We start from the raw sequence: 22,650 nt of genomic DNA on the forward strand, positions 1-22,650 counted from the left end.
GCGGGGCGCGCCTCGTGACGCTCCGTCAGTCAAGTGCTCCCAGGCGGGAGTTGCGGGCGGCCACCAGGTGCAGCACGGTGCGCCAGTCCTCCAGGACGCCGGCGTCGAACGGGGCCGCGCGGCCCTCCTGGGCGGCCTCCCGCAGGGCGAGGAGGTCGTCGCCGGCGTCCGCGTCCTGGCCGGGGCGGCCGCGTACGAGACCGGAGACCCGTTCGCCGAGCAGGGTGCGGACCGCGTCGGCCAGGTGACCGGCGCGCGCCGCCGGATCGCCGGGCCACAGCAGCACCCCGACCGGCCGGACCAGCCCGGCCACTTGGAGTTCCTTGTCGGCCGGGCGGCCCCGGCGCAGCAGGGCGGCGGTGCGCAGCGCGTGGTCGTGCAGGTCGACCGGCGGGCCGTCGCCCTCCTGTACGTCCCGGGTGCCCCGGCAGGCGTACAGCAGATCCATCAGTTCCTCGACGCTGCGCAGCTCCATGCCTCGGTCCTCCCGCGCGACGGCCGTTGCCCCCAGTAGCGCAGCATGACGACCTTTCTCCCCGGCCAACGGCACCTGAACTGCGCAACCGTCTGGAAGCCGTCGTCACCTGCCTACGCCGAACGAGTGATCTGCAAATCGCCCACTGAGGGATAAAACAGTACGGAAACCCTAGTGGAACGGCAGATGACGCGCGATCGTTACCGGTTGTTTTCAGCCCCATCGAGCGGGGGGTTGCTCATTTGGTTAATCTGATGCCGACGGACAGCGACACGGGGTCCTACCCACACCCACGGTCCGTCATGGGACAAGCCGGTTCACCACGGCCCGCGATCCCGTGAGTCGACCGGCGCCACCGCGTCCGAACTGCACATGACATACGAGCCCGAGCGGGGCGTCAGGCGCAGCAGGAGCGGCGCGTACGTCCCGAGGGTGACCGACACATAAGGAGTGCGCGGTGACACCGGAGAAGACGAAGCGCGATCAGCGCCCCAAGGAACGCGGCGAGCGCGCCGGCCGGCGGGCCGACGAGCTCGGGAGTCTCGACGTGTGGGCCAGGTCGGCCCCGATCCGCCTCGCGGGCTACGAGGACGACCTCGCGGAGCCCCACATCCTGCCCAGCGTCGACTGACCGGGCGCGGACCCCTCGGCGGCCCGCCGGCACGGGCGTGCCAGACTCGCACCCATGCTGATCAGGGAAGCAACGGCTGACGACTGGCCTCGCATCTGGCCCTTCTGGCACCGCATCGTCACCGCGGGCGAGACCTACACCTGGGACCCGGGAACCTCCGAGGAGGAGGCCCGGGTCCTGTGGATGAACCCGGCCAAGCGCGTCTACGTCGTCGAGGACGACGGCGGCACGGTCGTCGCCTCCGCCTACCTCACCCCCAACTACGGTGGCCCCGCCGCCCGGATCGCCAACGCGGGCTTCATGGTCGACCCCGACCGGGGCGGACGCGGCTACGGCCGGGCCCTCGCCGAGCACCTCCTGACCGAGGCCCGGGCCGCCGGGTACCGCGGCATGGTGTTCAACGCCGTCGTCGAGACCAACCCCGCCGTGAAGCTCTGGACCTCCCTCGGCTTCACGATCCTCGGCACGGTGCCACAGGCGTACGAGCATCCCCGGCAGGGCCTGGTGGGGCTGCACATCATGTACCGCGCGCTGCAGGGCGACCGCCCGGCGGAGGTCAGGGGCGGGCGTACGGCCGGGTCATGATCTCCATGTTGTGGCCGTCCGGGTCGTCGAAGTAGGCGCCGCGACCGCCGAAGAGGTCGTTGACCCGCCCCGGTTCGGTGTGGCCCGGGTCCGCGTAGTACGTCACGCCGAGCGCCTCCAGTCGGGCGATCATGGTGTCGAACTGCTCCTCGGGCACGAGGAACGCGTAGTGCTGCGGCTGGACCGGCTCGTCGCTCTTCTCGTAGTAGTCGAGCGTCACGCCGTTGCCCAGGTCGACGGGCAGGAAGGGGCCGAAGGGGGCGCCGACCTCCAGACCGAGCACGGCCGCCAGGAACTCCGCCGAGAGCCGGCGGTCCGAGGCGTAGACGGCGGTGTGGTCGAGGTGGGCGACCGTGGTCGGCAGCCCGGGGCTGGGCAGGGTGGTGGACATGGGTGGATGGGTCTCCGGTTCTCGAAGGTCCGTGTGGAAGCGCCGCTCAGGCGCGGGGGATCGAGGAACGGAGACGGGAGGCGGGGCTCGTGCCCTCCGCGGCTCCCGGCGGGGCCCGGGCGGGGTCGCCCCCGCCGCGCTCACGCCGGGGCCGGGCGCCTCACTCGTGCATGGCCTACGGCCGACCCGGCAGTCACCCGGCCGACTCTAGTCCATCGGCGCCGTGCGACGCCAAGGGTTTCGGGCCTCCAACTGCCCCGCCACGTCCAGCAGTCGGGACTCCGAGCCGGGGAGCCCGACCAGTTGCACGGCGCAGGGGGCGCCGGAGGGGAGAGTTCCGTACGGCACCGCCATGGCGGGCCAGCCCGTCAGGTTCCACGCGGGCGTCAGGGGCGAGTAGTTCGTGTTGACCAGCAGGTTGCTCAGCCAGCCCCGCTCGTGCCAGGGTCCGGCCTTCGGGGAGCGCCGGGCGAGGGCGGGTGTCAGCAGCACGTCGTGCTCGGCGAAGAACGGCTCCAGCCGGCGCCGCAGTTCCCGCCGGGCCGCCCCGGAGCTCACCGAGCCCACGAAGGGCCGGCCGAGCCTGGCGTGCACGCGGGTGCGGCGCGTCAGCAGGCGCGGGTCGAGGGGCCTGGCGTCCGCGGCCGTGCCCGCCGTCCAGTGGGCCAGGGAGGTCGTCGCGAGGGACAGCGGGTAGGGCGGGTCGGCACGCCGCACCTGGTGACCCGCCCGCATCAGCAGACCCGCCGCGTCCCGGGCGGCCGCCGCGTACGGACGGCTGACGGTGACGCCGGCCAGCGGACTGCGCAGCGACACGGCGACCTTGAGCGCGCCCGCGCCGGAAGCGCGGCCGGGCGCGGGCTCGGACCCGGCCAGGACCGAGAGCATCAGGCGGGCGTCCTCGACCGTCGTGGCGAGCGGGCCGTTCTCCGCCATGCCGAACCAGTCGCTGTCCCCGGCCGGGACCACCCCGTGCCCGGGCTTGATGGTGACGAGGCCGCAGTTGGCGGCCGGTATGCGCAGGGAGCCCATCCCGTCGTTGCCGAGGGCGATCGGCACCATTCCGGCGGCGACGGCGGCGGCGCTGCCGCCCGACGAGCCGCCCGCCGAGCGCGCCGGGTCCCAGGGGTTGCGGGCGGTGCCCAGCACCCCGTCCGTGGTGCCGAAGACGCACAGTTCGGGCACGTTCGTCAGTCCCACGACCACCGCGCCCGCCGCCCGCAGCCGGGCCACCGTCACATGGTCCGCGGCGGCCGGCGTGTCCGGTGTCGCCGCCGAGCCGACGCGCAGGGACTCGCCGCGCACGGCGAGGTTGTCCTTGACGGCCACCGGCACCCCGGCCAGCGGCAGACCGGCGAAGTCGCCGCGCGCGGCCACCTCGTCGGCCTCGGCCAGGGCCGCCTCGGCGCGCACCGTGCGGAAGGCGCCCACGCGTCCGTCCAGCCGCTCGATCCGGGCGAGGTGCTCGGCGACCACGTCCCGCGGAGTGACCCGCTTGTCGCGGACGGCGGCGGATATCTCGGTGGCGGTACGACCGGCCCAGGTGCTCACAGTGGCTCCTCGTGGGGAACTAGACGGACTTACTGGCGAGTACGTAGGGAGCACTGTGCACCGGCCGTGGGGCGCACGTCGAGATCGCCGACCGTTTCGGTGTCCGCCCGCGGTGGGGCCGGACGTGCGGCGGCAGCGGCCGGCGGGAGGCGGCCCGGGCAGGGGTGAGGCGGCCCGGGCAGGGGAGGGACGGGACGGCACGGGCAGGGGGACGGCCCGACACCCCGTGCGCAGCGCGGAGTTCGGGCCGTTCGGGTTGCGGGCCGCAGGGGCCCGGGGTCAGCGCAGGTGGCGTGCGAGGAAGGCCTCGGTGACGTCCATCGAGGACGCCCACCGCGGACCGAAGGTGTGCCCCTCACCGGGGAGGGTGCGCAGCTCGACGTCCTTGCCGGCCTTCTTGAGCGCGGCGGTGACCTCGCGCGACCACCTGAGGGGGCAGGTGTCGTCGGCGGTGCCGTGCTGGATCAGCAGGGGTTCCGTGACGCGGTCGGTGTAGCTGAGCGGGGTGACGCCGCGCCAGAAGTCCGGGTTCTGCTCGGGCGTGCCGTGCTTCTCCTCGATCTCCGCCACCAAGGGGTCGCCGTCGGGCCGCTGGAAGTGGTCGATGTTCTCCTCGGGCCGCGCGCTCACCGGTGCGTACGCGACGGCCGCGTCGAACAGGCCGGGCGCCACGACCAGCGTGTTGTAGACGACCCCGCCGCCCATGGACCGGCCGAACAGGCCGATGCGGTCGCCGTCGATCTCGGGGCGCCCGGAGTCGCGCAGGGCCAGGGCGGCGCCGATGACGTCCTCGGTGTAGCCCAGGCGCAGGTCGACGTCGTTGTCCGGGTCCGTGTCGGAGCGGGCGTGGTTGCGGTAGTCGGTGTGCAGGACGACGTAGCCCTCGCGGGCGAGCCGGTCCTGCTCCCGGGGCATGCCCTGGCCGCTGACGTAGACGTCCGGGTCGATGTAGCCGTGGGCCAGCACGAGCGCGGGGAAGGGGCCCTCGCCCTCCGGGATGTTCATGATCCCCGAGATGGTCAGGCCGTTCGCCTCGTACGTGACGGCGTACCGGGTGTAGGCGGAGGTGCGGTCGAGCACCGCCCCCAGGCGCAGATCCGAGCCGGTGTGCTCGCGTCGCATCAGCGCCGGGAGGGAGACGGGGTCGGCCGGGGTGGGGGAGGGGCTGCCGCGAGGGGCCGCCTTCCCGGCCGTTCCCGCCGGTGCCGGGGTGGTCGCGGGCGCGGTGGCGTCCGCGCCGCCGGTGCAGCCGGTCGCGACGGCCAGCAGCACGGCGGCGGAGGCGCAGGCGGTGCCCCGTAGGCGCATACGGTCCATTGTCGCCCGGTGCGTGCTGCGCCGGTCGGGACGGACGGCCCCGCCCACCCCTCACACCACTCGCGCCACTCCCGTACCGTCCCGCTCGATCATCTCCGGCACCGGCACCGGCACCGGCACCCGCACCGTCCCTGCCGGGCCGCCGTCCAGCAGGGCGGTCAGTTCCCATTCCGCCGTGCGGCCGGACTCCCTGCTGTCCCGTCCAGGTCGTCCTGGGCCCCGAGCTGCGCCCGCATCCACTGCTCCACCTCGCCCACGTGCGCGGCCGCCGCCGCGCGGGCCGCCTCCGGGTCGCGGGCGGCCAGGGCGCGGTGGATCGCCGCGTGCTCGCGGCGGGTGCGGGCGAAGGCGCCGTCCTCCTGGTAGCCGCGCCGGATGCGGGCCCGGAACGTGCGCGACGACAGGCCCTCCAGGAGCGCGGCCAGGGTCGCGTTGCCCGCCGCCACCGCGATGACCCGGTGGAAGGCCAGGTCGTGGGCGATGATCTCCTCCGGGTCCTCCGTGGCGTGCATCGCCGCCAGATGGGCCGCCACCTCGGCGAGCTGGTCGTCGGTGATCCGCGCGGCGGCCAGCGCCGTCGCCGTCGACTCCAGGGCCCGCCGGATCTCCAGCAGTTCCACCAGTCGGGGGCCGCGGGAGAGGTCGGCCACGACCCCGAACGTCTCCAGCAGGTCGCCGGCCTCCAGCCGGGTGACGTAGATGCCCGAGCCGTGCCGGGCCTCCAGCACCCCCAGGACCGTGAGCGCGCGGATCGCCTCCCGCATCGAGCTGCGGGAGATGCCCAGCTGGACGGCCAGGTCGCGCTCGGTCGGCAGTCGCTGGCCCGGCTCCAGCAGGCCCTCGGCGATCATCGCCTTGATCCGCTCGATGGCGCGCTGCGTCACGGTGCCCTTCTGCGGGGCTGTCTCGTCGTCCACGCCATTCCTCCGATCCCAGCGTTCCGGCGCAGTCTAACGAGGGGAGTGGTCGGACCACTGGGCAGCGAAAGCCGTGAGAATCGCCGCAGGAGGGTGTTCCGGAGCGCAATTGGTCTGATAAGCATGCGTCATCCGCCCGCAACCGGTCGATGGGAGCCCTGACGAATGCCCGGGAGCGCAAGGCCCCCCGTCCCGCCGACGCCCGCCCGCGTCACCGCGGTCGACACCCACGACATCCGCTTCCCCACCTCGCGCGCGCTCGACGGCTCCGACGCCATGAACCCGGACCCCGACTACTCGGCGGCCTACGTCGTCCTGCGCACCGACGCGCCCGACGGGCACGAGGGACACGGGTTCGCCTTCACCATCGGCCGGGGCAACGAGGTGCAGGTCGCCGCGATCGACGCACTGCGCGGACACCTGCTCGGCCGCCGCGTCGACGACCTGTGCGCCGACCCGGCCACCCTGAACCGCGACCTGATCGGCGACAGCCAGCTGCGCTGGCTCGGACCCGAGAAGGGCGTGATGCACATGGCCGTCGGCGCGGTCGTCAACGCCGTGTGGGACCTCGCCGCCAAACGGGCCGGCCTGCCGCTGTGGCGGCTGCTCGCCGAGGCCGAACCCGCCTGGCTGGTACGGCAGATCGACTTCCGCTACCTCACCGACGCCCTCACGCCCGAGGAGGCCCTGACCCTCCTCCGCGACGGCCGGCGGGGCGCGCCCGAGCGCACGGCCCGGCTGCTGGAGCGCGGCTACCCCGCCTACACCACCTCACCCGGCTGGCTCGGCTACGACGACGACAAACTCACCCGCCTCGCCGCCGAGGCCGTCGCCGACGGCTTCACGCAGATCAAACTCAAGGTCGGCGCCGACCTCGACGACGACATCCGCCGCTGCCGCGTGGCCCGTTCCGTCATCGGCCCGGACATCCGCATGGCCGTCGACGCCAACCAGCGCTGGGACGTCGGCGAGGCGGTCCGCTGGACCAGGGCACTCGCCGCGTTCGACCCGTACTGGATCGAGGAACCCACCAGCCCCGACGACATCCTCGGCCACGCCGCGATCCGCCGGGCCGTCGCCCCGGTGAAGGTCGCCACCGGCGAACACGTCCACAACCGGATCGTGTTCAAGCAGCTCCTCCAGGCCGGCGCGCTCGACATCGTCCAGATCGACGCGGCCCGCGTCGGCGGCGTCCCCGAGAACCTCGCGATCCTGCTGCTCGCCGCCAAGTTCGGCGTGCCGGTCTGCCCGCACGCGGGCGGCGTCGGCCTGTGCGAACTCGTCCAGCACCTGTCGATGTTCGACTACGTGGCCCTCTCCGGCACCACCGAGGACCGCGTCATCGAGTACGTCGACCATCTGCACGACCACTTCCTCGACCCGGTGGTGATCCGTCAGGGTCACTACAGGGCACCCACCGCGCCCGGCTTCTCGGCCGCCATGCGCCCCGAGTCGCTGGCGCGGTACGCCTACCCGGGCGGCGCGTTCTGGGCCGCCGACCTCGACGCGCGCACGGAGGGGCACACCGCATGAGCGACTTCGAAGGCCTGACCGCCCTGGTGACGGGCGGCGCCTCCGGCATCGGCCGGGCCACCGCCGAACTGCTGGCCGGGCGCGGCGCCCGCGTCGCCGTCCTCGACCTGGACCCCTCACCCGTCGGCGAGCCGCTGTTCGCCCACCGCGCGGACGTCACCGACGACACCTCCGTACGCCGGGCCGTGGCGGCCGCGGTCGCCGACCTCGGCGGACTGGACGTGCTGGTCAACAACGCCGGTGTCGGCGCCCTGGGCACCGTCGAGGACAACTCCGACGACGAGTGGCACCGCGTCCACGACGTCAACGTGGTCGGCATGGTCCGCACGACCCGCGCGTGCCTGCCGCACCTGCGCGCCTCCGCGCACGCGGCGATCGTCAACACCTGCTCCGTCGCCGCCACCGCGGGCCTGCCGCAGCGCGCCCTGTACAGCGCCACCAAGGGCGCCGTGCACGCCCTGACCCTCGCGATGGCCGCCGACCACGTCCGCGAGGGCATCCGCGTCAACTGCGTCAACCCGGGCACGGTCGACACCCCGTGGGTCGGCCGCCTGCTCGACGCCGCCGCCGACCCGGCCGCCGAGCGCGCCGCCCTCCAGGCCCGCCAGCCCACCGGAAGGCTGGTCACCGCCGCCGAGGTCGCGGGCGCCATCGCCTACCTGGCGAGCCCCCTGTCCGGCGCCACCACGGGCACCGCGCTCGCCGTCGACGGCGGGATGCAGGGCCTGCGGCCGCGCCCGGTGGCCCGGTGAACCGGCTCGGGCGCAGCGCCGTCCACGTCAGCGCCCTGTCCTTCGGCGCCGCCGCCATCGGCAACCTGTACACCGAGGTCGGCGAGGAGCAGGCGCACGAGGCCGTGGACGCCGCCTGGCAGCGCGGCATCCGCTACTTCGACACCGCCCCGCACTACGGACTCGGCCTGTCCGAACGCCGCCTCGGCGCCGCCCTGCGCGAACGGCCCCGCGCGCAGTACACGGTCTCCACCAAGGTGGGCAGGCGGCTCGCACCGCACGACGGGGGCGGCGACGACCTGGCGGGCGGCTTCGCGGTACCGGCCACCCACCGCCGCGTCTGGGACTTCAGCGCCGACGGCATCCGGCGCACCCTGGAGTCCAGCCTGGAACGCCTCGGCCTCGACCGCGTCGACGTCGTCTACCTGCACGACCCGGACGAGCACGCCGAGGCGGCCTTCCGCGAGGGCTACCCGGCCCTGGAGAAACTCCGCTCGGAAGGCATGGTGGGGGCCATCGGCGCCGGGATGAACCAGGCGGAGATGCTCACCCGCTTCGTCCGCGACACCGACGTCGACGTGGTGCTGTGCGCCGGCCGCTACACCCTGCTCGACCAGAGCGCCCTCACCGGCCTGCTGCCCGCCGCCCACGCCCGCGGCACCTCCGTCGTCATCGGCGGCGCCTTCAACTCCGGCCTGCTCGCGAACCCCGAGCCCGGCGCCCGGTACAACTACACCGTCGCCCCGTCCTCCCTGGTCGAACGGGCCCTGCGCCTGAAGTCCGTCGCCGACCGCCACGGCACCACCCTGCGCGCCGCCGCCCTGGCGTTCTGCGCCGCCCACCCGGCCGTCGCCAGTGTCCTCGTCGGCGCCCGCTCGGCACACGAAGTACGGGACTGCGCCCACCAGTTCGCCGCCCGCGTCCCGGCCGCGTTCTGGCAGGACCTGCGCGCCCGGGGCCTGCTGCCGCCAGAGGCCCCCGTACCCGGCGAGGAGCCGTGACCGTCACCGACGCCCACCACCACGTCTGGGACCTGTCGGTCCGGGACCAGGACTGGATCACCGGACCCGAACTCGCCCCGCTGCGACGCGACTTCACCCTCCAGGACCTCGAACCCGCGGCGAGAGCAGCCGGAGTGAGCCGCACGGTCCTCGTCCAGACGGTCACCGTGCCCGAGGAGACCCCCGAACTCCTGGCCCTGGCCGACGAGCACGACCTCGTCGCGGGCGTCGTCGGCTGGACCGACCTCACCCGCCCCGGCGTCGCCGGCGAACTCGCCCGGCTGCGGGAGCTGCCCGGCGGCCGGTACCTCAAGGGCGTCCGCCACCAGGTGCAGGGCGAGCCCGACCCCGAGTGGCTGCTGCGCCCGGAGGTGCTCCGGGGACTGGCGGCCGTCGCCGAGGCCGGGCTGGTGTACGACCTGGTGGTGCTCCCGCACCAGCTTCCCGCCTGCGCCCGGGCCGCCGCCGCCCTGCCCGGCCTCACCTTCGTCCTGGACCACCTCGGCAAACCGCCCGTCGCCTCCGGCGCCCTCGAACCCTGGGCGTCCGGACTGCGCGCCCTCGCCGCCCTGCCCAACACGGCCGCCAAGCTGTCCGGCCTGGTCACCGAGGCCGACCCCGCCTCCTGGACCGCCGGGGACCTGCGCCCGTACGCCGACGTGGCGCTGCAGGCCTTCGGGCCCGCCCGGCTGATGTACGGCTCCGACTGGCCGGTGTGCACACTGGGGACGACCTACGGCGGCATGCTCGACGCCACCCGCCGCCTGACCGACCCGCGCGACCACGCGCGGATCCTCGACACCACCGCCGCCCGCGTCTACGGCCTCTGAACCCGCTCCGGCAGCCGCGTCGGCGGCAGGTACTCCCGTACGTAGGTCCGCTCCCAGCAGGCGCCGGTCTCCCGCAGTTCGCGCCAGGTCGTGTAGCGGTAGCGGAACAGACGGGCGCGCACGAACCGCGGCGGCTGGTCCGGCGGGAACGGCGAGCGGCGCAGCAGCCTCAGCGTGTCCCGGTCGTTCTCCAGCAGCCGCTCGACCAGCCCGCCGAACCAGGCCCCGGCGTACGCGGGGGAGAGGGCCGCGAACCACATCAGCCAGTCCAGGCGCAGATGGTAGGGCGCGAACGGGCGCGGCCAGCGCCGCGGATCGCCCGGCTTGCCCTTGAACTCGTACTCCCGCCAGTCCGAGTCCTCGCGCGGCACCTCCTCCGCGGTGCCCTCCACGACCACCTCGTGGCGCACCCGGCTCACGCTGCCGAACGCCCCGTAGGTGTTGACCAGGTGGAGCGGGTCGAAGGAGCGGTTCATCACCTGCCGGCGGGAGAGCATGTTGCGCACCGGCCGGTAGCTGAGACCCGTCAGGAGCACGGCCACCGCGAGCACCAGGACCACGTACCAGAGCGGCGCGTCCGGCACGTCCGGGGCGCCGGCCGGGAAGCGCACGGCCGACAGGGCCAGCACGATCGTGATCCAGTTCAGCCAGGCGAAGTTGCCCGACAGCACCAGCCACAGCTGGGTGACGATCATCAGGGCGGCGGCGGCCGTGGCGATCGGCTGCGGGGTGAACAGCAGGAACGGCACCACGAGCTGGGTGACGTGGTTGGCGGCCACCTCCACGCGGTGCAGCGGCCGGGGGAGATGGTGGAAGAACCAGCTCAGCGGACCCGGCATCGGCTGGGTCTCGTGATGGTGGTCCAGACACGTCAGCTTCCGCCAGCACTCGTCGCCGCGCATCTTGATCAGCCCCGCGCCGAACTCCACCCGGAACAGGATCCACCGCAGCAGGAACAGCACCACCAGCGGCGGCGCCACCTCGTCGTTGCCGAGGAACACGGCGAGGAACCCGACCTCCAGCAGCAGCGACTCCCAGCCGAAGGAGTACCAGGTCTGCCCGACGTTGACGATCGACAGGTACAGCACCCACGGCACCAGCCACAGCAGCATGCCGCCCCACAGCGGCAGCAGGGAGTCCAGCCCGGCCAGCAGCGCCGCCGCCACCGCGCAGCCCGACCAGGCGCACAGCGCGAAGAAGCGGTCCGAGTAGTGCAGCTGGAACAGGCTCGGCGCCCGCTTGAACGGCACCCGCCGGACGAACTCCGGCACCGGCAGCATGCCGCGCCGCCCGATCAGCGCGCGGAACTGCAGCGCCGCCGTCAGGAACGCCACCAGGTACACGGCGGCCAGCGCCCGCTGGAAGACCAGCCGGGTCAGCCAGTAGTCGGGTGCGGTGAACCACTCCACGGCGGTGCCCTCCTCCTCCCGGTCCGGTGCGGCGGCACCTCGGTGTCACGCTCCGCGTACCACCGCTCCGGTTGCGTAACCCGAGCGAGCGACGCAAACAATAGTGATCGACTGCCCGGAATGTGACGCGGTGAGCGGGAGGACGAGGTGCGGACACCCACGGGGGCCTTCCTCCTGGCCTGCGCGCTCTGCTGTGCGTTCCTCCTCGCGGGCTGCGGCCCCGGCGGCGACGGTGCCGAGGCGGGTGCCGGAGCCACGCTCCTCCTGCTGCGGGCGGGCGACCGCGGACCGGACCCCTTCACCGACTCCACCGCCGTCGCGACGGCCCTCCCGCCGTCCGCCCCGCGCACACCGGGCGCGGCGGGCGCCGCCGCCCGGGTCTCGGCCGGACCCCGCTCGCTCTCCGGGGCGACGCCGGGCCTGTACGGCGGCAGGGAGCGCAGCGGCAGTTGCGACATCGGCCGGCAGGTCGGCCACCTCACCCGCGACCGGGCCAGGGGCCGTGCCTTCGCCCGGGTCGCGGGCGTCCCGGCGGCGTCCGTACCCGACTACGTGCGCGCCCTGACCCCGATGGTGCTGCGTGCCGACACGCGCGTCACCGGCCACGGCTACCGCGCGGGCCGGGTGACCGCCTACCAGTCCGTCCTGCAGGCGGGCACCGCCGTCCTGGTCGACGACCGGGGGCTGCCGCGCGTCCGCTGCGCCTGCGGCAACCCGCTCCGGCCGCCGCGTGCGCCGCGCTCCACCCCGGCCACCCGCGGCACGCCCTGGCCGGGCTACCGCCCCGGCGCGGTGGTCGTGGTGACCCCGGCACCGCGGGTGATCACCGGTTTCACGATCGTGGACAGCGCCGCCCGCACCTGGATCGAACGGCGCCCCGGGCACGACGTGCGCCACGACCGGGTGCTGCCGCCGCCGGTCTGGGCGCCCCGGCCACCGGCCGACCCCGAGCCGCCGCCCACCGCCCCGGACGGCACCGGCACGGCCCCGGACCGCAACCGGCCGCCTCCCCCCGGTCCGGCCTCCCCGGCCGACCCGGGCCTCCCGGTGGAGCCGCCCGCGCCCCCGGCCGGCGAGTCCGAGCCGCCGTCCGAGCCGCCGCCCGAGGAACCGGCCCCGGACGCCCCCGGCGACCCGGGCCCCGCGGACACCGTGGACCCCCCTGATCCCGAGGACCGCGAGGCTCCCGTCGACCCCGGGCACCCCGGGCACCCCGAGGACCCGGGCGATTCCGGCGAGGCGGCCGGCCCCGACACCGTCCCGGACCTGCCCGATCCGCCCGACGGAGCCGGGCTCATTCCCGACGACCGGGCCGCCGGGCGCATCCCCCGGGGCTCCGGGGACGTCCGCGGTCACTGAGGGCCGCCCAGGACCGGTGGCCCGTACACTCGGCACATCCGGTCGAAGAATCGGACGAATCCTGGCAAGGTGGGCCCATGGCTGATCGGGGAGCGAGCGTCGCCCTGTCACTCCCGGACGACTGGCCCGCCCAACCGGACCCGTTCCTCGCCCTCAACCGGATGGGCAGCTTCGACTGGGACCTCGACTCCGGCCTGATGCAGATGGACGCACAGGCCCACGAGATCTTCGACGTGCGCTCCGACGAGTACGACGACCACCCCGAGACCCTCGCCCTGCGCGTCCCGCCCGGCGAGGCCAGACGCCTGGACACCGTCGTCTCCCGCGCCCTGAAGGACGGCAGCGAGAACTACGGCGCCTACTTCCGCGTCCGCCGTCGCGACGGCACCGTGCGCTGGACCCACACCCAGGGCTACATCCGGCGCGACGGCACCGGACGGCCCCGGCGCATCATCGGCATCGTCCGCGACGCCACCCAGGAACTCGGCGAGATCGACGCCCGCCGCGACCAGGCCGCCCGCGACGAGGCCCGCCGCCAGCAGACCAGCGTCGTCGAACTCACCACGGCCGCCCTCGCCCACGCCCGCACCGTCCAGGACGTCATCGACGTCCTCAAGGACACCCACGGCCTCACCCGCCTGGGCGCCGACAACCTGGTCATGGGCCTGGTCGAGGCCGGCCGGATCCGCCTGGTCGCCGAAGGGCCCGCCGACAGCTTCGTGCCCGGCACCCGCGTGACCCGGATCGACGAGCCCTACCCGATGAGCGAGGCCGTACGGACCCTCGGGCCCTGCTTCATCGAGTCGCCGGAGGAGTTCGCCGAGCGGTACCCGATCCTGTGGCCGCACATCACCGGCCTGAACATCACCTCGGCCGCCTACCTGCCGCTCATCGTCCAGGCCCGGCCGATCGGCGCGATGGGCCTGCTCTACAGCGACCGGCGGGGCTTCACCCCCGAGGAGCGCAACATCCTCGTCGCCCTCGGCAGCAGCATCGCCCAGAGCCTGCAGCGGGCCATGTTCTACGAGCAGGAGATGGACCTCGCCCAGGGCCTGCAGCAGGCGATGCTGCCCCGGACCATCCCCAGCGTGCCCGGCGCCGACGTCGCCGTCCGCTACCGTGCCGCCACCATCGGCGGCACCGTCGGCCGGGACATCGGCGGTGACTGGTACGACCTCATCCCGCTGCCCGGCGGCCGGGTCGGGGCCGTGATCGGCGACGTCCAGGGCCACGACACGCACGCCGCCGCCGTCATGGGCCAGCTGCGCATCGTGCTGCGCGCCTACGCCGCCGAGGGGCACCCGCCGGCCACCGTGATGGCCCGCGCCTCCGTCTTCCTGCACGAGCTCGACACCGATCGCTCCGCGACCTGCCTGTACGCCGAGGCCGACCTGGCCACGGGCGTGGTGCAGATGGTGCGGGCCGGACACATCGACCCGCTGGTGCGGCGGGCCGACGGCGCCTGCAGCCGCGTCACCGTCCCGGGCGGCCTGCCGCTCGGCCTGTCCGCCGAGTTCGGGCGACTCGTCTACCCGGTGGGCACCCTGGAACTCGACCCGGGCGACACCCTGGTGCTGTGCACCGACGGCCTGGTCGAGCAGCCCGGCGCCGACCTGGACGACGGCATGAGCACCCTCACCGCGCTCGTCTGCACCGGCCCCGACGACGTACGGGACCTCGCCGACCGGCTCATCGACGTGGCCGCCGAACGCCGCGGCGAGGACGACGTGGCGATCCTGCTGCTGCGCCGCCGCGGCCCCGAGGGCCCCCGGCCCGGCCGCCGCCTGCAGCGCCTCGTGGTCCCCGGCGACCCGGCGGCCCTGTCCGACGCCCGGCACATGGTCCGCACCGTGGCCTCCGCCTGGGGAGCGCCGGAACGCGCCGACGAGATCGCACTCGTCGCCGACGAGCTGATCACCAATTCCCTGATGCACACCGAGGGCTCGGCCATCCTCACCCTGCGGGCGCTCAGCGGCTCCGCACTCCGCCTGCGCGTCGAGGTGGAGGACTCCTCCAGCGCCCTGCCCCGGCGCCGCGAGGCGGGCGAGTCGGGGGTGTCCGGGCGCGGCCTGCTGCTGGTCGAGCTGCTCACCGACGTGTGGGGCGTCGAGGCCCGCGGCGGGGGCAAGGCCGTGTGGTGCGAGTTCGTGGTGCCCGACGGGGAGTGACCGCGCGTGGCACCCTGGACCCATGCCGGAACTCCCCGAGGTCGAGGCGCTCAAGGACTTCCTGACCGAGCACCTCGTCGGCCGTGAGATCGTGCGGGTGCTGCCCGTCGCGGTCAGCGTCCTGAAGACGTACGACCCGCCCCTGTCCGCGCTGGAGGGAGACGAGGTCACCGCCGTGCGCCGGTACGGCAAGTTCCTCGATCTCGCGACCGGGGACGGCCCGCACCTGGTGACGCACCTGGCCCGCGCCGGCTGGCTGCACTGGAAGGACCGCCTCCCCGACGGCCCGCCCCGCCCGGGCAAGGGCCCCCTGGCGCTGCGTGTGGCCCTGGACACCGGCGCGGGATTCGACCTCACCGAGGCCGGCACCCAGAAGCGGCTCGCGGTGTACGTCGTGGGCGACCCGCAGCAGGTCCCTGGCGTCGCCCGGCTCGGCCCCGACCCGCTCGCCGACGACTTCGACCAGCGCCGCCTCGCGGAACTCCTGGCCGGTGAACGGCGCCGGCTCAAGGGCGCGTTGCGCGACCAGAGCCTGATCGCGGGCGTCGGCAACGCCTACAGCGACGAGATCCTGCACGCGGCGCGGATGTCGCCCTTCAAACTGGCCGCCTCCCTGACCGAGGAGGAGACCGGCCGGCTCCACGCGGCCCTGCGCGACACGCTCACCGGCGCGGTCGAACGCTCCCGGGGCGTGGCGGCCGGGCGGCTCAAGGCCGAGAAGAAGAGTGGCCTGCGCGTCCACGGCCGTACCGGCGAACCGTGCCCGGTGTGCGGCGACACGGTCCGCGAGGTGTCCTTCAGCGACTCCTCCCTCCAGTACTGCCCCACCTGCCAGACCGGCGGCAAGCCGCTGGCGGACCGCAGGATGTCGCGCCTGCTGAAGTGACCGGGCGGCGACGGGTCATCCGGCTCCCCCGGAGCCGGGTCCGGCCACCTTCTCTGCCCTCGCCGGACCGCCGGCACCCCGGGTGCCTCAGGGGTGTGCCGTCCAGCGGTCTCACACCCGGGTGCCCGGGTCGCCCGGCGACAGCGGTGGACGGACGCTCAGCTGGTCTCCAGCCGGACCAGGACCTCCCCGGTGTTCGAACGGATCTCGTAACGGGCGATCTCGTCCGGGTGCTTGGAGGTGCTGGCCATCATCGTGTGGGGGTGGGCGTCGTGCCCCGGGCCCTGCCAGCTGGTCGCGGTCTCCTCGCTGCCGTCATGGCCGACGATGACCAGATGGCAGGCGCGGGATCCGGCCGCGTCCTTGACCTTCAGCTCGACCTGGCTGCCCGAGGCCTCGTCCGCCGTCGTGACCTGCGCCCACACCCCCGTGCGGGTGTCGGTCGCCGCGACCGTCAGCGCCTGCTGCTCGGCGGCGCTGCCCTCGGCCATCATCGCGACACCGGGCACCGACACCGCGAAGACGACCGAGGCGGCCAGGGCGAACAGCAGGCGCCTGCGGCCGGCCCGGCGCCGCGTCGCCACCTCGGCGAGCAGCTGGTCCAGCATGCGCGGACCGGGCTGCGCCATCGGGTGCACGAAGCGCGGCGTGGCCCGCCGGTACAGCATCAACTGCCGTGTCGTGACGCCGAGTTCCGTCACCTCTGCAGCGCACCGGGGGCACTCCATGAGGTGGTCCTCGAAGCGGAAGGCCTCCGCCTCGTCCAGCACGCCGAGCGCGTAGGCGCCGACGTCGCGATGCCTTTCCAGGGACCTCATGCCGAATCCTCGTGCCGTTGGGTGCGGGTGGGGTTACTCCTTGCTCCCACCGGTACGGACCAGGCAGCGGAATCACTCAAGCCGGTGACACAATCGCAACCAAAGGATTCGGAGCGCTCCGGCCCGCGGATTGGTCCGGGGCCGCGGAAATCTAAAAAAGATGGATCGCGAGGTGTCCCAGGGGCAGTCCCAGCTGCCAGGCGGGCGTCCAGACCTTCGGCCCCTCGTCCTCACCGGCCACGGGAGCACCGCCCGGCACCGCGTTCAGATCCGGCGCCAGCAGCTCCGTCTCCTGCAGCCAGCGCCAGGCCTCCTCCGCCAGGTCCAGGTCCGGCGCGGGCCGCCCCGACCCGGCGGTCTCGGCGGCCAGTTCCTCCAGCCGCTCGCGCACCCACTCCTGCCACGGCTGGTCGTAGGCGGTCAGCGACAGCCACGTCTCCAGCTGGGTGACCACCCGGATGCCGGACAGTTCCCCGTCGGTGTCCGAGAGGAAGATGGTCAGCGCCAGGGCGTCGCGCCCGGCGCGGAACTCGAAGGACGTCGGCGGCATGAGATCGCCGGTCCGCAGCAGCTCGTCGGCGATGTACTCGGCGTACAACCACGCCATGGGGACGGTCAGTTCGCCGTCCGGGCCGTCCGTGCTCTCCTGCCCTCTGTGCAGCATCCCTTCCTGCCTTCCTCCGGTACGCGCGCGTCGCCCGACACCGGCTCCCGGGGCGGTGCCGCCCCCATCCGGAACACGGATGAGGACAGCCGATTACTCAACCGGGGTCCCGGGCAAGGCGCTTTACGGAGGCTTGACCCACCGACCGGTTTCACCGCAGGTCGGCGGCGTATCCGGGAAGAACCCTGCGCAGGGCGCGCAGCGCGTAGTACGCGCGGGACTTCACGGTACCGGGCGGGATCCCGAGGGTCGCCGCGGCTTCCGCCACACTCGCCCCCTGGAAGTACACGAGCACCAGGACTTCACGGTGCTCCGGAGTGAGTGTCTTCACAGCGCGGCGGACGTCGAGCGCCGCCGCGGCCCGTTCGGCGTGATCGGAGATGACCCGCGCGTTCTCCAGCACCGCGTCGCCGACCTCGGCGGGGCGGGCCTGCCGGGCGCGCCGGGCGTCGATCGCCAGCCGCCGCCCGACCGTCATCAGCCAGGGCCGCACGGAGTCGAAGTCGTCGGCGCGCAGGGCCTCGGGATGCTGCCAGGCGCGCACCAGCGTCTCCTGGACCAGGTCCTCCGCGCGCTGCCGGTCACCGTCGCAGAGCCGGAGCAGCAGCGCGAAGAGGGGCCGGCCGTGCTCCCGCTGCAGTGCGGCGAGCTCGTGCTCGGCGGTCGTTCCGTTCGTGAGAGTGGATCCGGCCGTCATGGCCGTATGCCACCGCAGGGGGTGCGCGCGGCACAGGGCACGTACCCGGCTGTGCGACGGACGGTCGATCGCGTCGACGAACGGTTCGACGAACGGTCGGGGTGCCCGGCCAAGCGGGTGCCGGACGGGCTGATGAGCGTGTCGGAGTCGCCTGGGGCGTGGCGAGCCTTCTTTCCTGATTGTGCGTAAATACGACCACAACGCCCACAGTGGGGTGAATCGATGCTCGCACGCAGCCGAAAGCTGGCTCTCGCCCTGACCGTCGTCCTCGCCGCAGGCGCCGCCTGCCAGGCCCGCGAACACGAACCACCCGGCCCGGGGCGCCCGGCCCCGGCCCGCGGCGAACCCCGCGGCTTCACCCTGGTGGCCTCGGGAGACGTCCTCCCGCACAGCACGATCATCGACCGGGCCCGCTTCGACGCGGGCGGCACCGGCTACGACTTCCGCCCGATGCTCGCCGGGATCCGCCCCGTCGTCTCCCGCGCCGACATCGCCCTGTGCCACATGGAGACCGTCTACGGCGCGAACGGCGACTACACCGGCTACCCCACCTTCAAGTCCCCACCGGAGATCGCCCGGGCCCTGGCCGGCACCGGCTACGACGGCTGCTCCACCGCCTCCAACCACACCCTGGACGACGGCGCGGACGGCATCCGCCGCACCCTCGACGCCCTCGACCGCGCCGGCGTACGGCACGCCGGCTCGGCGCGCACCGAGGAGGAGGCCCGCACGGTGACGGTCCTGCGCGCGGGCCGGGCCGAGGTCGCCCACCTCGCCTACACCTACGACACCAACGGCATCCCGCTGCCCGAGGGACAGCCCTGGGCCGTCAACCTCATCGACGAGGGCAGGATCCTCGCGGACGCCCGGGCCGCGCGCAGGGCCGGCGCCGACGTGGTCGTCGTCTCGATGCACTGGGGCACCGAATGGCAGGACGCCCCCGACGAGCGGCAGCTGACCCTGGCCCGCAGCCTGACCGCCGCACAGAGCGCGGGACGCCCCGACATCGACCTGGTCCTCGGCACCCACGCACACGTGCCGCAGGCCTACGAGAAGGTCAACGGCACCTGGGTGATCTACGGCATGGGCGACCAGATCGCCGGCGAGATGACCAACCACCAGGGCGCCAAGGACCCGCGGGGCAACCAGTCCACCCTCGGCCGCTTCACCTTCTCCCCGCCCGCCCGGCCCGGCGGGCGCTGGCAGGTGACGAAGGCCGAGTTCGTCCCGCAGTTCTTCGACGTCGACGCCGGACGGGTCGTGAACCTCAACAAGGCCATCGCCGGGGGCGCCGGCGTCCAGGCCGTCCGCGACCGCATCCGGGACGTCGTCCTGAGCCGGGGCGCGGCGGCGGACGGCCTGGTGATGGGGGAGTAGCAGCCGGCCGTCCCGCTCCTACCGGCGCCGGGCCAGTTCCGAGCGCCGGTAGGAGTAGCCGAAGTAGACGACGAGCCCGAGCAGGAACCAGACGGCGAACCGCGCCCAGGTCTGCCACTGCAGGAACGTGATCAGCCAGAGGGAGAACACGATGCCCAGCAGCGGCACCACCGGCATCCACGGCGTGCGGAAGGTCCGCGGCAGGTCCGGCCGCCGGTAGCGGAGCACGATCACCGCCGCGCACACCACCACGAACGCCAGCAGGATGCCGATGTTGGTCAGCTCGGCCGCCTCGCCGATCGGCAGGAACCCGGCGATGGCGGCCGACGCCACGCCCGCGATCCAGGTGACCCGCGTGGGCACGTGCCGCGTCGGATGCGTCTTCGCGAACCACCGGGGCAGCAGCCCGTCCCGGGACATCGAGAACCAGACCCGGGTCACGCCCAGCATGAACGTGAACATCACCGTGAGGATGCCGATGATCGCGCCCACCGCGATCACGTCCGCCAGACCGCTCAGCCCCACCGACTTGAACGCCGTCGAGAAGCCGCTCTCCTTGTCGATGTCCTTGTAGTCCTGCATGCCCGTCAGCACCAGGCAGGCCGCCACGTAGAGCACCATCGAGATGACGAGCGAGTAGATGATCGCCTTCGGCATGTGGCGCTGGGCGTCCTTGGACTCCTCGGCCGCCGTCGACATGGCGTCGTAGCCGAACACCGCGAAGAACACCGTCGCCGCGCCGGTGAAGGCCCCGCCGACGCCGTACGGGAAGAAGGGGTTGTAGTTCGCCGTGTCGATGTGGAACACGCCCACCCCGATCACCAGCAGCACCACCAGGACCTTCAGGATCACCACGACCGTCTCGAAACGGGCCGCGTTCTTGATCCCGAGGGTCAGCAGGTACGCGATGAGCAGGCACAGCAGCGCCGCGAACAGGTCGACCCGGTGTCCCTCGCCCGTGCCGGGCGCGCCCAGCATCCAGTCCGGCAGGTCGGCGCCCATCTCGCCCACCAGGAAGCTGAAGTAGCCCGAGATGCCGATGGCGACCACCGCCACGATCGCCGTGTACTCCAGCAGCAGGTCCCAGCCGATGAACCAGCCCGCGAGCTCCCCGAGCACCGCGTAGCCGTAGGTGTACGCCGAGCCCGCCTTCGGGATGAGACCGGCGAACTCGGCGTAGGACAGGGCGGCCGCGGCACTCGCGACACCGGCGATGAGGAACGACACCAGCACGGCCGGGCCCGCCGTGCCGTTCGCCACGGTCCCGGCGAGGGTGAAGATGCCCGCGCCGATGATCCCGCCGACGCCGATGGCCGTCAGCTGCCACAGCCCCAGGGACCGCGCCAGCTGGGCGCCCCTGCCGGCTTCCGTCTCCTCGATGTGCTCGATGGGTTTGCGGCGGAGAATTCCCTCGCCCATCCGGATCGGGGCCATGCGCCTCACCTCTTCGCGTTCGGCAACCGCCTGACGGCGGATCATGATGGCCCAGCCGACCCCCCGAAGGAAGGACCGCAGGCGCGGGTCCTCACGGCACGACCGTCACCGGCCACCGCCCCGCCTTCACCAGGCGGACCGCCACCGAGCCGACGATCCGATGGCCCGCCTGCTCCGAGGCGCCCACGACCACCGCGTCCGCCTTGAGTTCGTCGGCCGCCTTCACCAGGCCGTTGTACGGGTCGCCGCGGAACGTGTGGAACTCCCAGCGGACCTCGAATATCCCCTTCAGCCGCTCGGCCGCCTCCCGGATCTGCGCCACCAGGTCCTCGGCGATCTCCTCGGTCGTCCCCGCCACCGGCGCCCCGAGCGCCGCCCCCGCCGCCAGGACGGGCTGCACGTACACGACGGCGAGCAGCGCGTGCTGCCGCCGGGCGAGGCCGCCCGCGTAGGCCGCGGCCCGCAGGGAGGAGTCGGAGCCGTCCACCCCGACCACGATCACCTTCGGCCCGTCCGTGCCCCGCTCGAACCGGGAGGAGTGCTGTTCCGTCACATCGCGAGGCTATCGGAGGCCCGCGTTCCGGCCGCGGGGCGGGAGCCCTCTCGACGGGAGCCCTCTCGGCGGGAGCGGGTCCGCAGCCGTCGCTGAACTCCCCCGCACCCGGCCCCGTGTTCGAGGGCAGGGTCCGCACCCTCGCCGGTTCGCGTCCGTACTCCGATGCACGAGCCGCCGGAAAAAGGGGCACCCGAAGGGCGGACAGCGGCCCGCCCTCACCGGCGGGCCGTCGTCGAGGGCGGCGCCCGGCCCCGCCGGAGGGGACGGGGCCGGGCCCGCCGCCCACCCCGTGCCGGTCGCGTACATGACCGGAAAAGCACCCCGGCGCCGGGTCCTCCGGTGGGCGGCACGCTGACTCTTCTGCCTGATCCGGCCGGGTGAATCCGTGCCGCCGCACCGGTGTTGCTCAGGTGCGTCATCCTTCCGCCGGGCGACTGATGAGTCATGAAGAAGGATCAGTTGCTCACCCGACGCGGGGCGTTGATCGCGGGCGCCGGCGCCGTGGGAGCGGCCGCCGCGGCCGGCGTGCTCACCGCGGTCACCGGGGACGGACCCGCAGGCTCCGCCCCGGCCGCTGGTTCCCCGGCCCGGCGCTCCCTCAAGCCCTCCGCGTACCGCCTCCAGCCCCTGACCGGCTACGGCCCGCCGCGCGCCGCACCCCACCGGACCCTGCTGCGCAGTGAACCGCTGCGGCGCGTCAGCGGCCGCGGCCGCACCATGGTGCTCACCTTCGACGACGGCCCCGACCCCCGCTACACCCCGGCCATCCTGGACACGCTGGGCGAGTACGACGTCCGCGCCATGTTCTTCGTGTGCGGCGAGATGGCCGCGACCGGCGGCGGCAGGGACCTGCTGGCCCGGATGGCCAACGAGGGCCACGTGATCGGCAACCACACCTGGTCGCACCCGCTGCTCACCCGCCTCAGCCGCCGGCAGATCCGCAGCGAGATGGAACGCACCAGCGACGTCGTCGAGGACGCCTGCGGCGAACGCCCCGAGTGGTTCCGCGCCCCCTACGGCGCCTGGAACCGCGACGCCTTCCAGATCGGGGCCCGGCTCGGCATGGAACCGCTCGCCTGGACCGTGGACACCCTGGACTGGAAGGCGCCCGGCACCCGGACCATCGTCCGGCGCGTCGAGAACGGCGCCGCCCCCGGCGTCGTGGTGCTCTCCCACGACGCCGGGGGCGACCGTTCGCAGAGCGTGCGGGCCCTGCGGCACTATCTGCCGGACCTGCTGGACTCCGGCTACCACGTCACCGTGCCCCGGCGGCACTACGCGTAACGGCCGGCCGGGCGGGCCGCGGCCCGCCCGGCCGGA

Annotated in this window: 22 protein-coding genes; 11 read left to right on the top strand and 11 right to left on the bottom strand. The window is 73.8% G+C overall.

The genetic code is table 11. The annotated features are described in order from the left end of the window. Positions 1-25 precede the first annotated feature (25 nt). Entirely contained in the window at positions 26-475 is a 450-nt protein-coding gene (locus tag ABZY20_RS07720) for a hypothetical protein (RefSeq protein WP_356438047.1), read from the bottom strand. Between the two features lie 457 nt (positions 476-932). Between ABZY20_RS07720 and ABZY20_RS07725 the strand changes: the two genes are divergently transcribed. Together ABZY20_RS07725 and ABZY20_RS07730 are read left to right on the top strand one after the other, a co-directional pair. After that, positions 933-1,106, top strand: a complete 174-nt coding sequence (locus ABZY20_RS07725; RefSeq protein ID WP_356438049.1) for a hypothetical protein — start codon at positions 933-935, stop codon at positions 1,104-1,106. A 54-nt stretch (positions 1,107-1,160) separates the two neighbouring features. Next, positions 1,161-1,691: a GNAT family N-acetyltransferase gene (locus tag ABZY20_RS07730; RefSeq protein ID WP_356438052.1), complete on the top strand. Its 531-nt coding sequence runs from the start codon at positions 1,161-1,163 to the stop codon at positions 1,689-1,691. Here ABZY20_RS07730 and ABZY20_RS07735 read toward each other — a convergent pair. The 4 genes from ABZY20_RS07735 to ABZY20_RS07750 all read right to left on the bottom strand — a co-directional run bounded on the left by ABZY20_RS07735 (position 1,663) and on the right by ABZY20_RS07750 (position 5,867). After that, the gene (locus tag ABZY20_RS07735) at positions 1,663-2,082 is read right to left on the bottom strand and encodes a VOC family protein (RefSeq protein ID WP_356438055.1); all 420 of its coding nucleotides are present in this window, start codon (positions 2,080-2,082) and stop codon (positions 1,663-1,665) included. The two genes, ABZY20_RS07730 and ABZY20_RS07735, sit on opposite strands and share 29 nt — an antisense overlap. Before the next feature lie 207 nt (positions 2,083-2,289). Beyond that, positions 2,290-3,633: an amidase family protein gene (locus ABZY20_RS07740; RefSeq protein ID WP_356438057.1), complete on the bottom strand. Its 1,344-nt coding sequence runs from the start codon at positions 3,631-3,633 to the stop codon at positions 2,290-2,292. Positions 3,634-3,912: 279 nt separating this feature from the next. After that, positions 3,913-4,941: an alpha/beta fold hydrolase gene (locus ABZY20_RS07745; protein WP_356438059.1), complete on the bottom strand. Its 1,029-nt coding sequence runs from the start codon at positions 4,939-4,941 to the stop codon at positions 3,913-3,915. Between the two features lie 167 nt (positions 4,942-5,108). Beyond that, positions 5,109-5,867, bottom strand: coding sequence for an FCD domain-containing protein (locus ABZY20_RS07750; protein WP_356438062.1), 759 nt, complete (start codon positions 5,865-5,867; stop codon positions 5,109-5,111). Between the two features lie 165 nt (positions 5,868-6,032). Here ABZY20_RS07750 and ABZY20_RS07755 point away from each other — a divergent pair, with 165 nt between their 5' ends. From ABZY20_RS07755 to ABZY20_RS07770, 4 genes are read left to right on the top strand one after another with little or no spacing between them, the layout of a single operon-like run. Next, complete coding sequence (locus tag ABZY20_RS07755) at positions 6,033-7,400, top strand: L-fuconate dehydratase (RefSeq protein ID WP_356438065.1); 1,368 nt, start codon at positions 6,033-6,035, stop codon at positions 7,398-7,400. Further along, the gene (locus ABZY20_RS07760; protein ID WP_356438067.1) at positions 7,397-8,152 is read left to right on the top strand and encodes an SDR family oxidoreductase; all 756 of its coding nucleotides are present in this window, start codon (positions 7,397-7,399) and stop codon (positions 8,150-8,152) included. Before ABZY20_RS07755 ends, ABZY20_RS07760 begins: the two co-directional genes overlap by 4 nt. Next, positions 8,149-9,132, top strand: a complete 984-nt coding sequence (locus tag ABZY20_RS07765; protein ID WP_356438070.1) for an aldo/keto reductase — start codon at positions 8,149-8,151, stop codon at positions 9,130-9,132. The genes ABZY20_RS07760 and ABZY20_RS07765 overlap by 4 nt, the downstream gene beginning before the upstream one ends. Continuing rightward, a complete protein-coding gene (locus ABZY20_RS07770; protein WP_356438072.1) occupies positions 9,129-9,962 on the top strand; it encodes an amidohydrolase family protein in 834 nt (277 codons plus the stop codon). Before ABZY20_RS07765 ends, ABZY20_RS07770 begins: the two co-directional genes overlap by 4 nt. On the opposite strand, the gene ABZY20_RS07775 is transcribed toward ABZY20_RS07770, so the two are convergent. Then, positions 9,950-11,371, bottom strand: a complete 1,422-nt coding sequence (locus ABZY20_RS07775) for a lipase maturation factor family protein (protein ID WP_356438073.1) — start codon at positions 11,369-11,371, stop codon at positions 9,950-9,952. The genes ABZY20_RS07770 and ABZY20_RS07775 overlap by 13 nt on opposite strands. Positions 11,372-11,518: 147 nt before the next feature. On the opposite strand from ABZY20_RS07775, the gene ABZY20_RS07780 reads away from it, so the two are divergent. From ABZY20_RS07780 to ABZY20_RS07790, 3 genes are all read left to right on the top strand, one after another. After that, the gene (locus tag ABZY20_RS07780; RefSeq protein WP_356438076.1) at positions 11,519-12,730 is read left to right on the top strand and encodes a DUF6777 domain-containing protein; all 1,212 of its coding nucleotides are present in this window, start codon (positions 11,519-11,521) and stop codon (positions 12,728-12,730) included. 77 nt (positions 12,731-12,807) lie between these two features. Continuing rightward, positions 12,808-14,898, top strand: coding sequence for a SpoIIE family protein phosphatase (locus ABZY20_RS07785; protein WP_356438078.1), 2,091 nt, complete (start codon positions 12,808-12,810; stop codon positions 14,896-14,898). Positions 14,899-14,920: 22 nt separating this feature from the next. Then, complete coding sequence (locus tag ABZY20_RS07790) at positions 14,921-15,784, top strand: DNA-formamidopyrimidine glycosylase family protein (protein WP_356438081.1); 864 nt, start codon at positions 14,921-14,923, stop codon at positions 15,782-15,784. A gap of 158 nt (positions 15,785-15,942) precedes the next feature. Here ABZY20_RS07790 and ABZY20_RS07795 read toward each other — a convergent pair whose 3' ends face one another. From ABZY20_RS07795 to ABZY20_RS07805, 3 genes are all read right to left on the bottom strand, one after another. Beyond that, the gene (locus ABZY20_RS07795) at positions 15,943-16,602 is read right to left on the bottom strand and encodes a zf-HC2 domain-containing protein (protein ID WP_356438084.1); all 660 of its coding nucleotides are present in this window, start codon (positions 16,600-16,602) and stop codon (positions 15,943-15,945) included. A gap of 151 nt (positions 16,603-16,753) precedes the next feature. Further along, positions 16,754-17,266, bottom strand: coding sequence for a hypothetical protein (locus ABZY20_RS07800; protein WP_356438086.1), 513 nt, complete (start codon positions 17,264-17,266; stop codon positions 16,754-16,756). A gap of 151 nt (positions 17,267-17,417) precedes the next feature. Continuing rightward, a complete protein-coding gene (locus tag ABZY20_RS07805; RefSeq protein ID WP_356438089.1) occupies positions 17,418-17,963 on the bottom strand; it encodes a sigma-70 family RNA polymerase sigma factor in 546 nt (181 codons plus the stop codon). 222 nt (positions 17,964-18,185) lie between these two features. Here ABZY20_RS07805 and ABZY20_RS07810 point away from each other — a divergent pair, with 222 nt between their 5' ends. Further along, positions 18,186-19,340: a CapA family protein gene (locus ABZY20_RS07810; protein ID WP_356438092.1), complete on the top strand. Its 1,155-nt coding sequence runs from the start codon at positions 18,186-18,188 to the stop codon at positions 19,338-19,340. Positions 19,341-19,358: 18 nt separating this feature from the next. Here ABZY20_RS07810 and ABZY20_RS07815 read toward each other — a convergent pair whose 3' ends face one another. Together ABZY20_RS07815 and ABZY20_RS07820 are read right to left on the bottom strand one after the other, a co-directional pair. Beyond that, positions 19,359-20,774: an amino acid permease gene (locus ABZY20_RS07815; RefSeq protein ID WP_356438094.1), complete on the bottom strand. Its 1,416-nt coding sequence runs from the start codon at positions 20,772-20,774 to the stop codon at positions 19,359-19,361. Positions 20,775-20,865: 91 nt separating this feature from the next. Then, complete coding sequence (locus tag ABZY20_RS07820) at positions 20,866-21,327, bottom strand: universal stress protein (RefSeq protein WP_356438096.1); 462 nt, start codon at positions 21,325-21,327, stop codon at positions 20,866-20,868. 447 nt (positions 21,328-21,774) lie between these two features. On the opposite strand from ABZY20_RS07820, the gene ABZY20_RS07825 reads away from it, so the two are divergent. Then, positions 21,775-22,614 carry a polysaccharide deacetylase family protein gene (locus ABZY20_RS07825; RefSeq protein ID WP_356438099.1) on the top strand — a complete coding sequence of 280 codons (840 nt, stop codon included), beginning with the start codon at positions 21,775-21,777 and terminating at the stop codon, positions 22,612-22,614. Positions 22,615-22,650: the final 36 nt, after the last annotated feature.

The sequence above is a fragment of the Streptomyces sp. NPDC006624 genome, assembly GCF_040611555.1.
GTDB lineage: Bacteria > Actinomycetota > Actinomycetes > Streptomycetales > Streptomycetaceae > Streptomyces.

What these genes read in the sequence shown, in the direction of transcription:
- ABZY20_RS07720 (WP_356438047.1), bottom strand. Translation starts at nt 475, where the DNA reads ATGGAGCTGCGCAGCGTCGAGGAACTGATGGATCTGCTGTACGCCTGC.
- ABZY20_RS07730 (WP_356438052.1), top strand. Translation starts at nt 1,161, where the DNA reads ATGCTGATCAGGGAAGCAACGGCTGACGACTGGCCTCGCATCTGGCCC.
- ABZY20_RS07735 (WP_356438055.1), bottom strand. Translation starts at nt 2,082, where the DNA reads ATGTCCACCACCCTGCCCAGCCCCGGGCTGCCGACCACGGTCGCCCAC.
- ABZY20_RS07745 (WP_356438059.1), bottom strand. Translation starts at nt 4,941, where the DNA reads ATGCGCCTACGGGGCACCGCCTGCGCCTCCGCCGCCGTGCTGCTGGCC.
- ABZY20_RS07755 (WP_356438065.1), top strand. Translation starts at nt 6,033, where the DNA reads ATGCCCGGGAGCGCAAGGCCCCCCGTCCCGCCGACGCCCGCCCGCGTC.
- ABZY20_RS07760 (WP_356438067.1), top strand. Translation starts at nt 7,397, where the DNA reads ATGAGCGACTTCGAAGGCCTGACCGCCCTGGTGACGGGCGGCGCCTCC.
- ABZY20_RS07785 (WP_356438078.1), top strand. Translation starts at nt 12,808, where the DNA reads ATGGCTGATCGGGGAGCGAGCGTCGCCCTGTCACTCCCGGACGACTGG.
- ABZY20_RS07790 (WP_356438081.1), top strand. Translation starts at nt 14,921, where the DNA reads ATGCCGGAACTCCCCGAGGTCGAGGCGCTCAAGGACTTCCTGACCGAG.
- ABZY20_RS07795 (WP_356438084.1), bottom strand. Translation starts at nt 16,602, where the DNA reads ATGAGGTCCCTGGAAAGGCATCGCGACGTCGGCGCCTACGCGCTCGGC.
- ABZY20_RS07800 (WP_356438086.1), bottom strand. Translation starts at nt 17,266, where the DNA reads ATGCTGCACAGAGGGCAGGAGAGCACGGACGGCCCGGACGGCGAACTG.
- ABZY20_RS07805 (WP_356438089.1), bottom strand. Translation starts at nt 17,963, where the DNA reads ATGACGGCCGGATCCACTCTCACGAACGGAACGACCGCCGAGCACGAG.
- ABZY20_RS07810 (WP_356438092.1), top strand. Translation starts at nt 18,186, where the DNA reads ATGCTCGCACGCAGCCGAAAGCTGGCTCTCGCCCTGACCGTCGTCCTC.
- ABZY20_RS07815 (WP_356438094.1), bottom strand. Translation starts at nt 20,774, where the DNA reads ATGGCCCCGATCCGGATGGGCGAGGGAATTCTCCGCCGCAAACCCATC.
- ABZY20_RS07825 (WP_356438099.1), top strand. Translation starts at nt 21,775, where the DNA reads ATGAAGAAGGATCAGTTGCTCACCCGACGCGGGGCGTTGATCGCGGGC.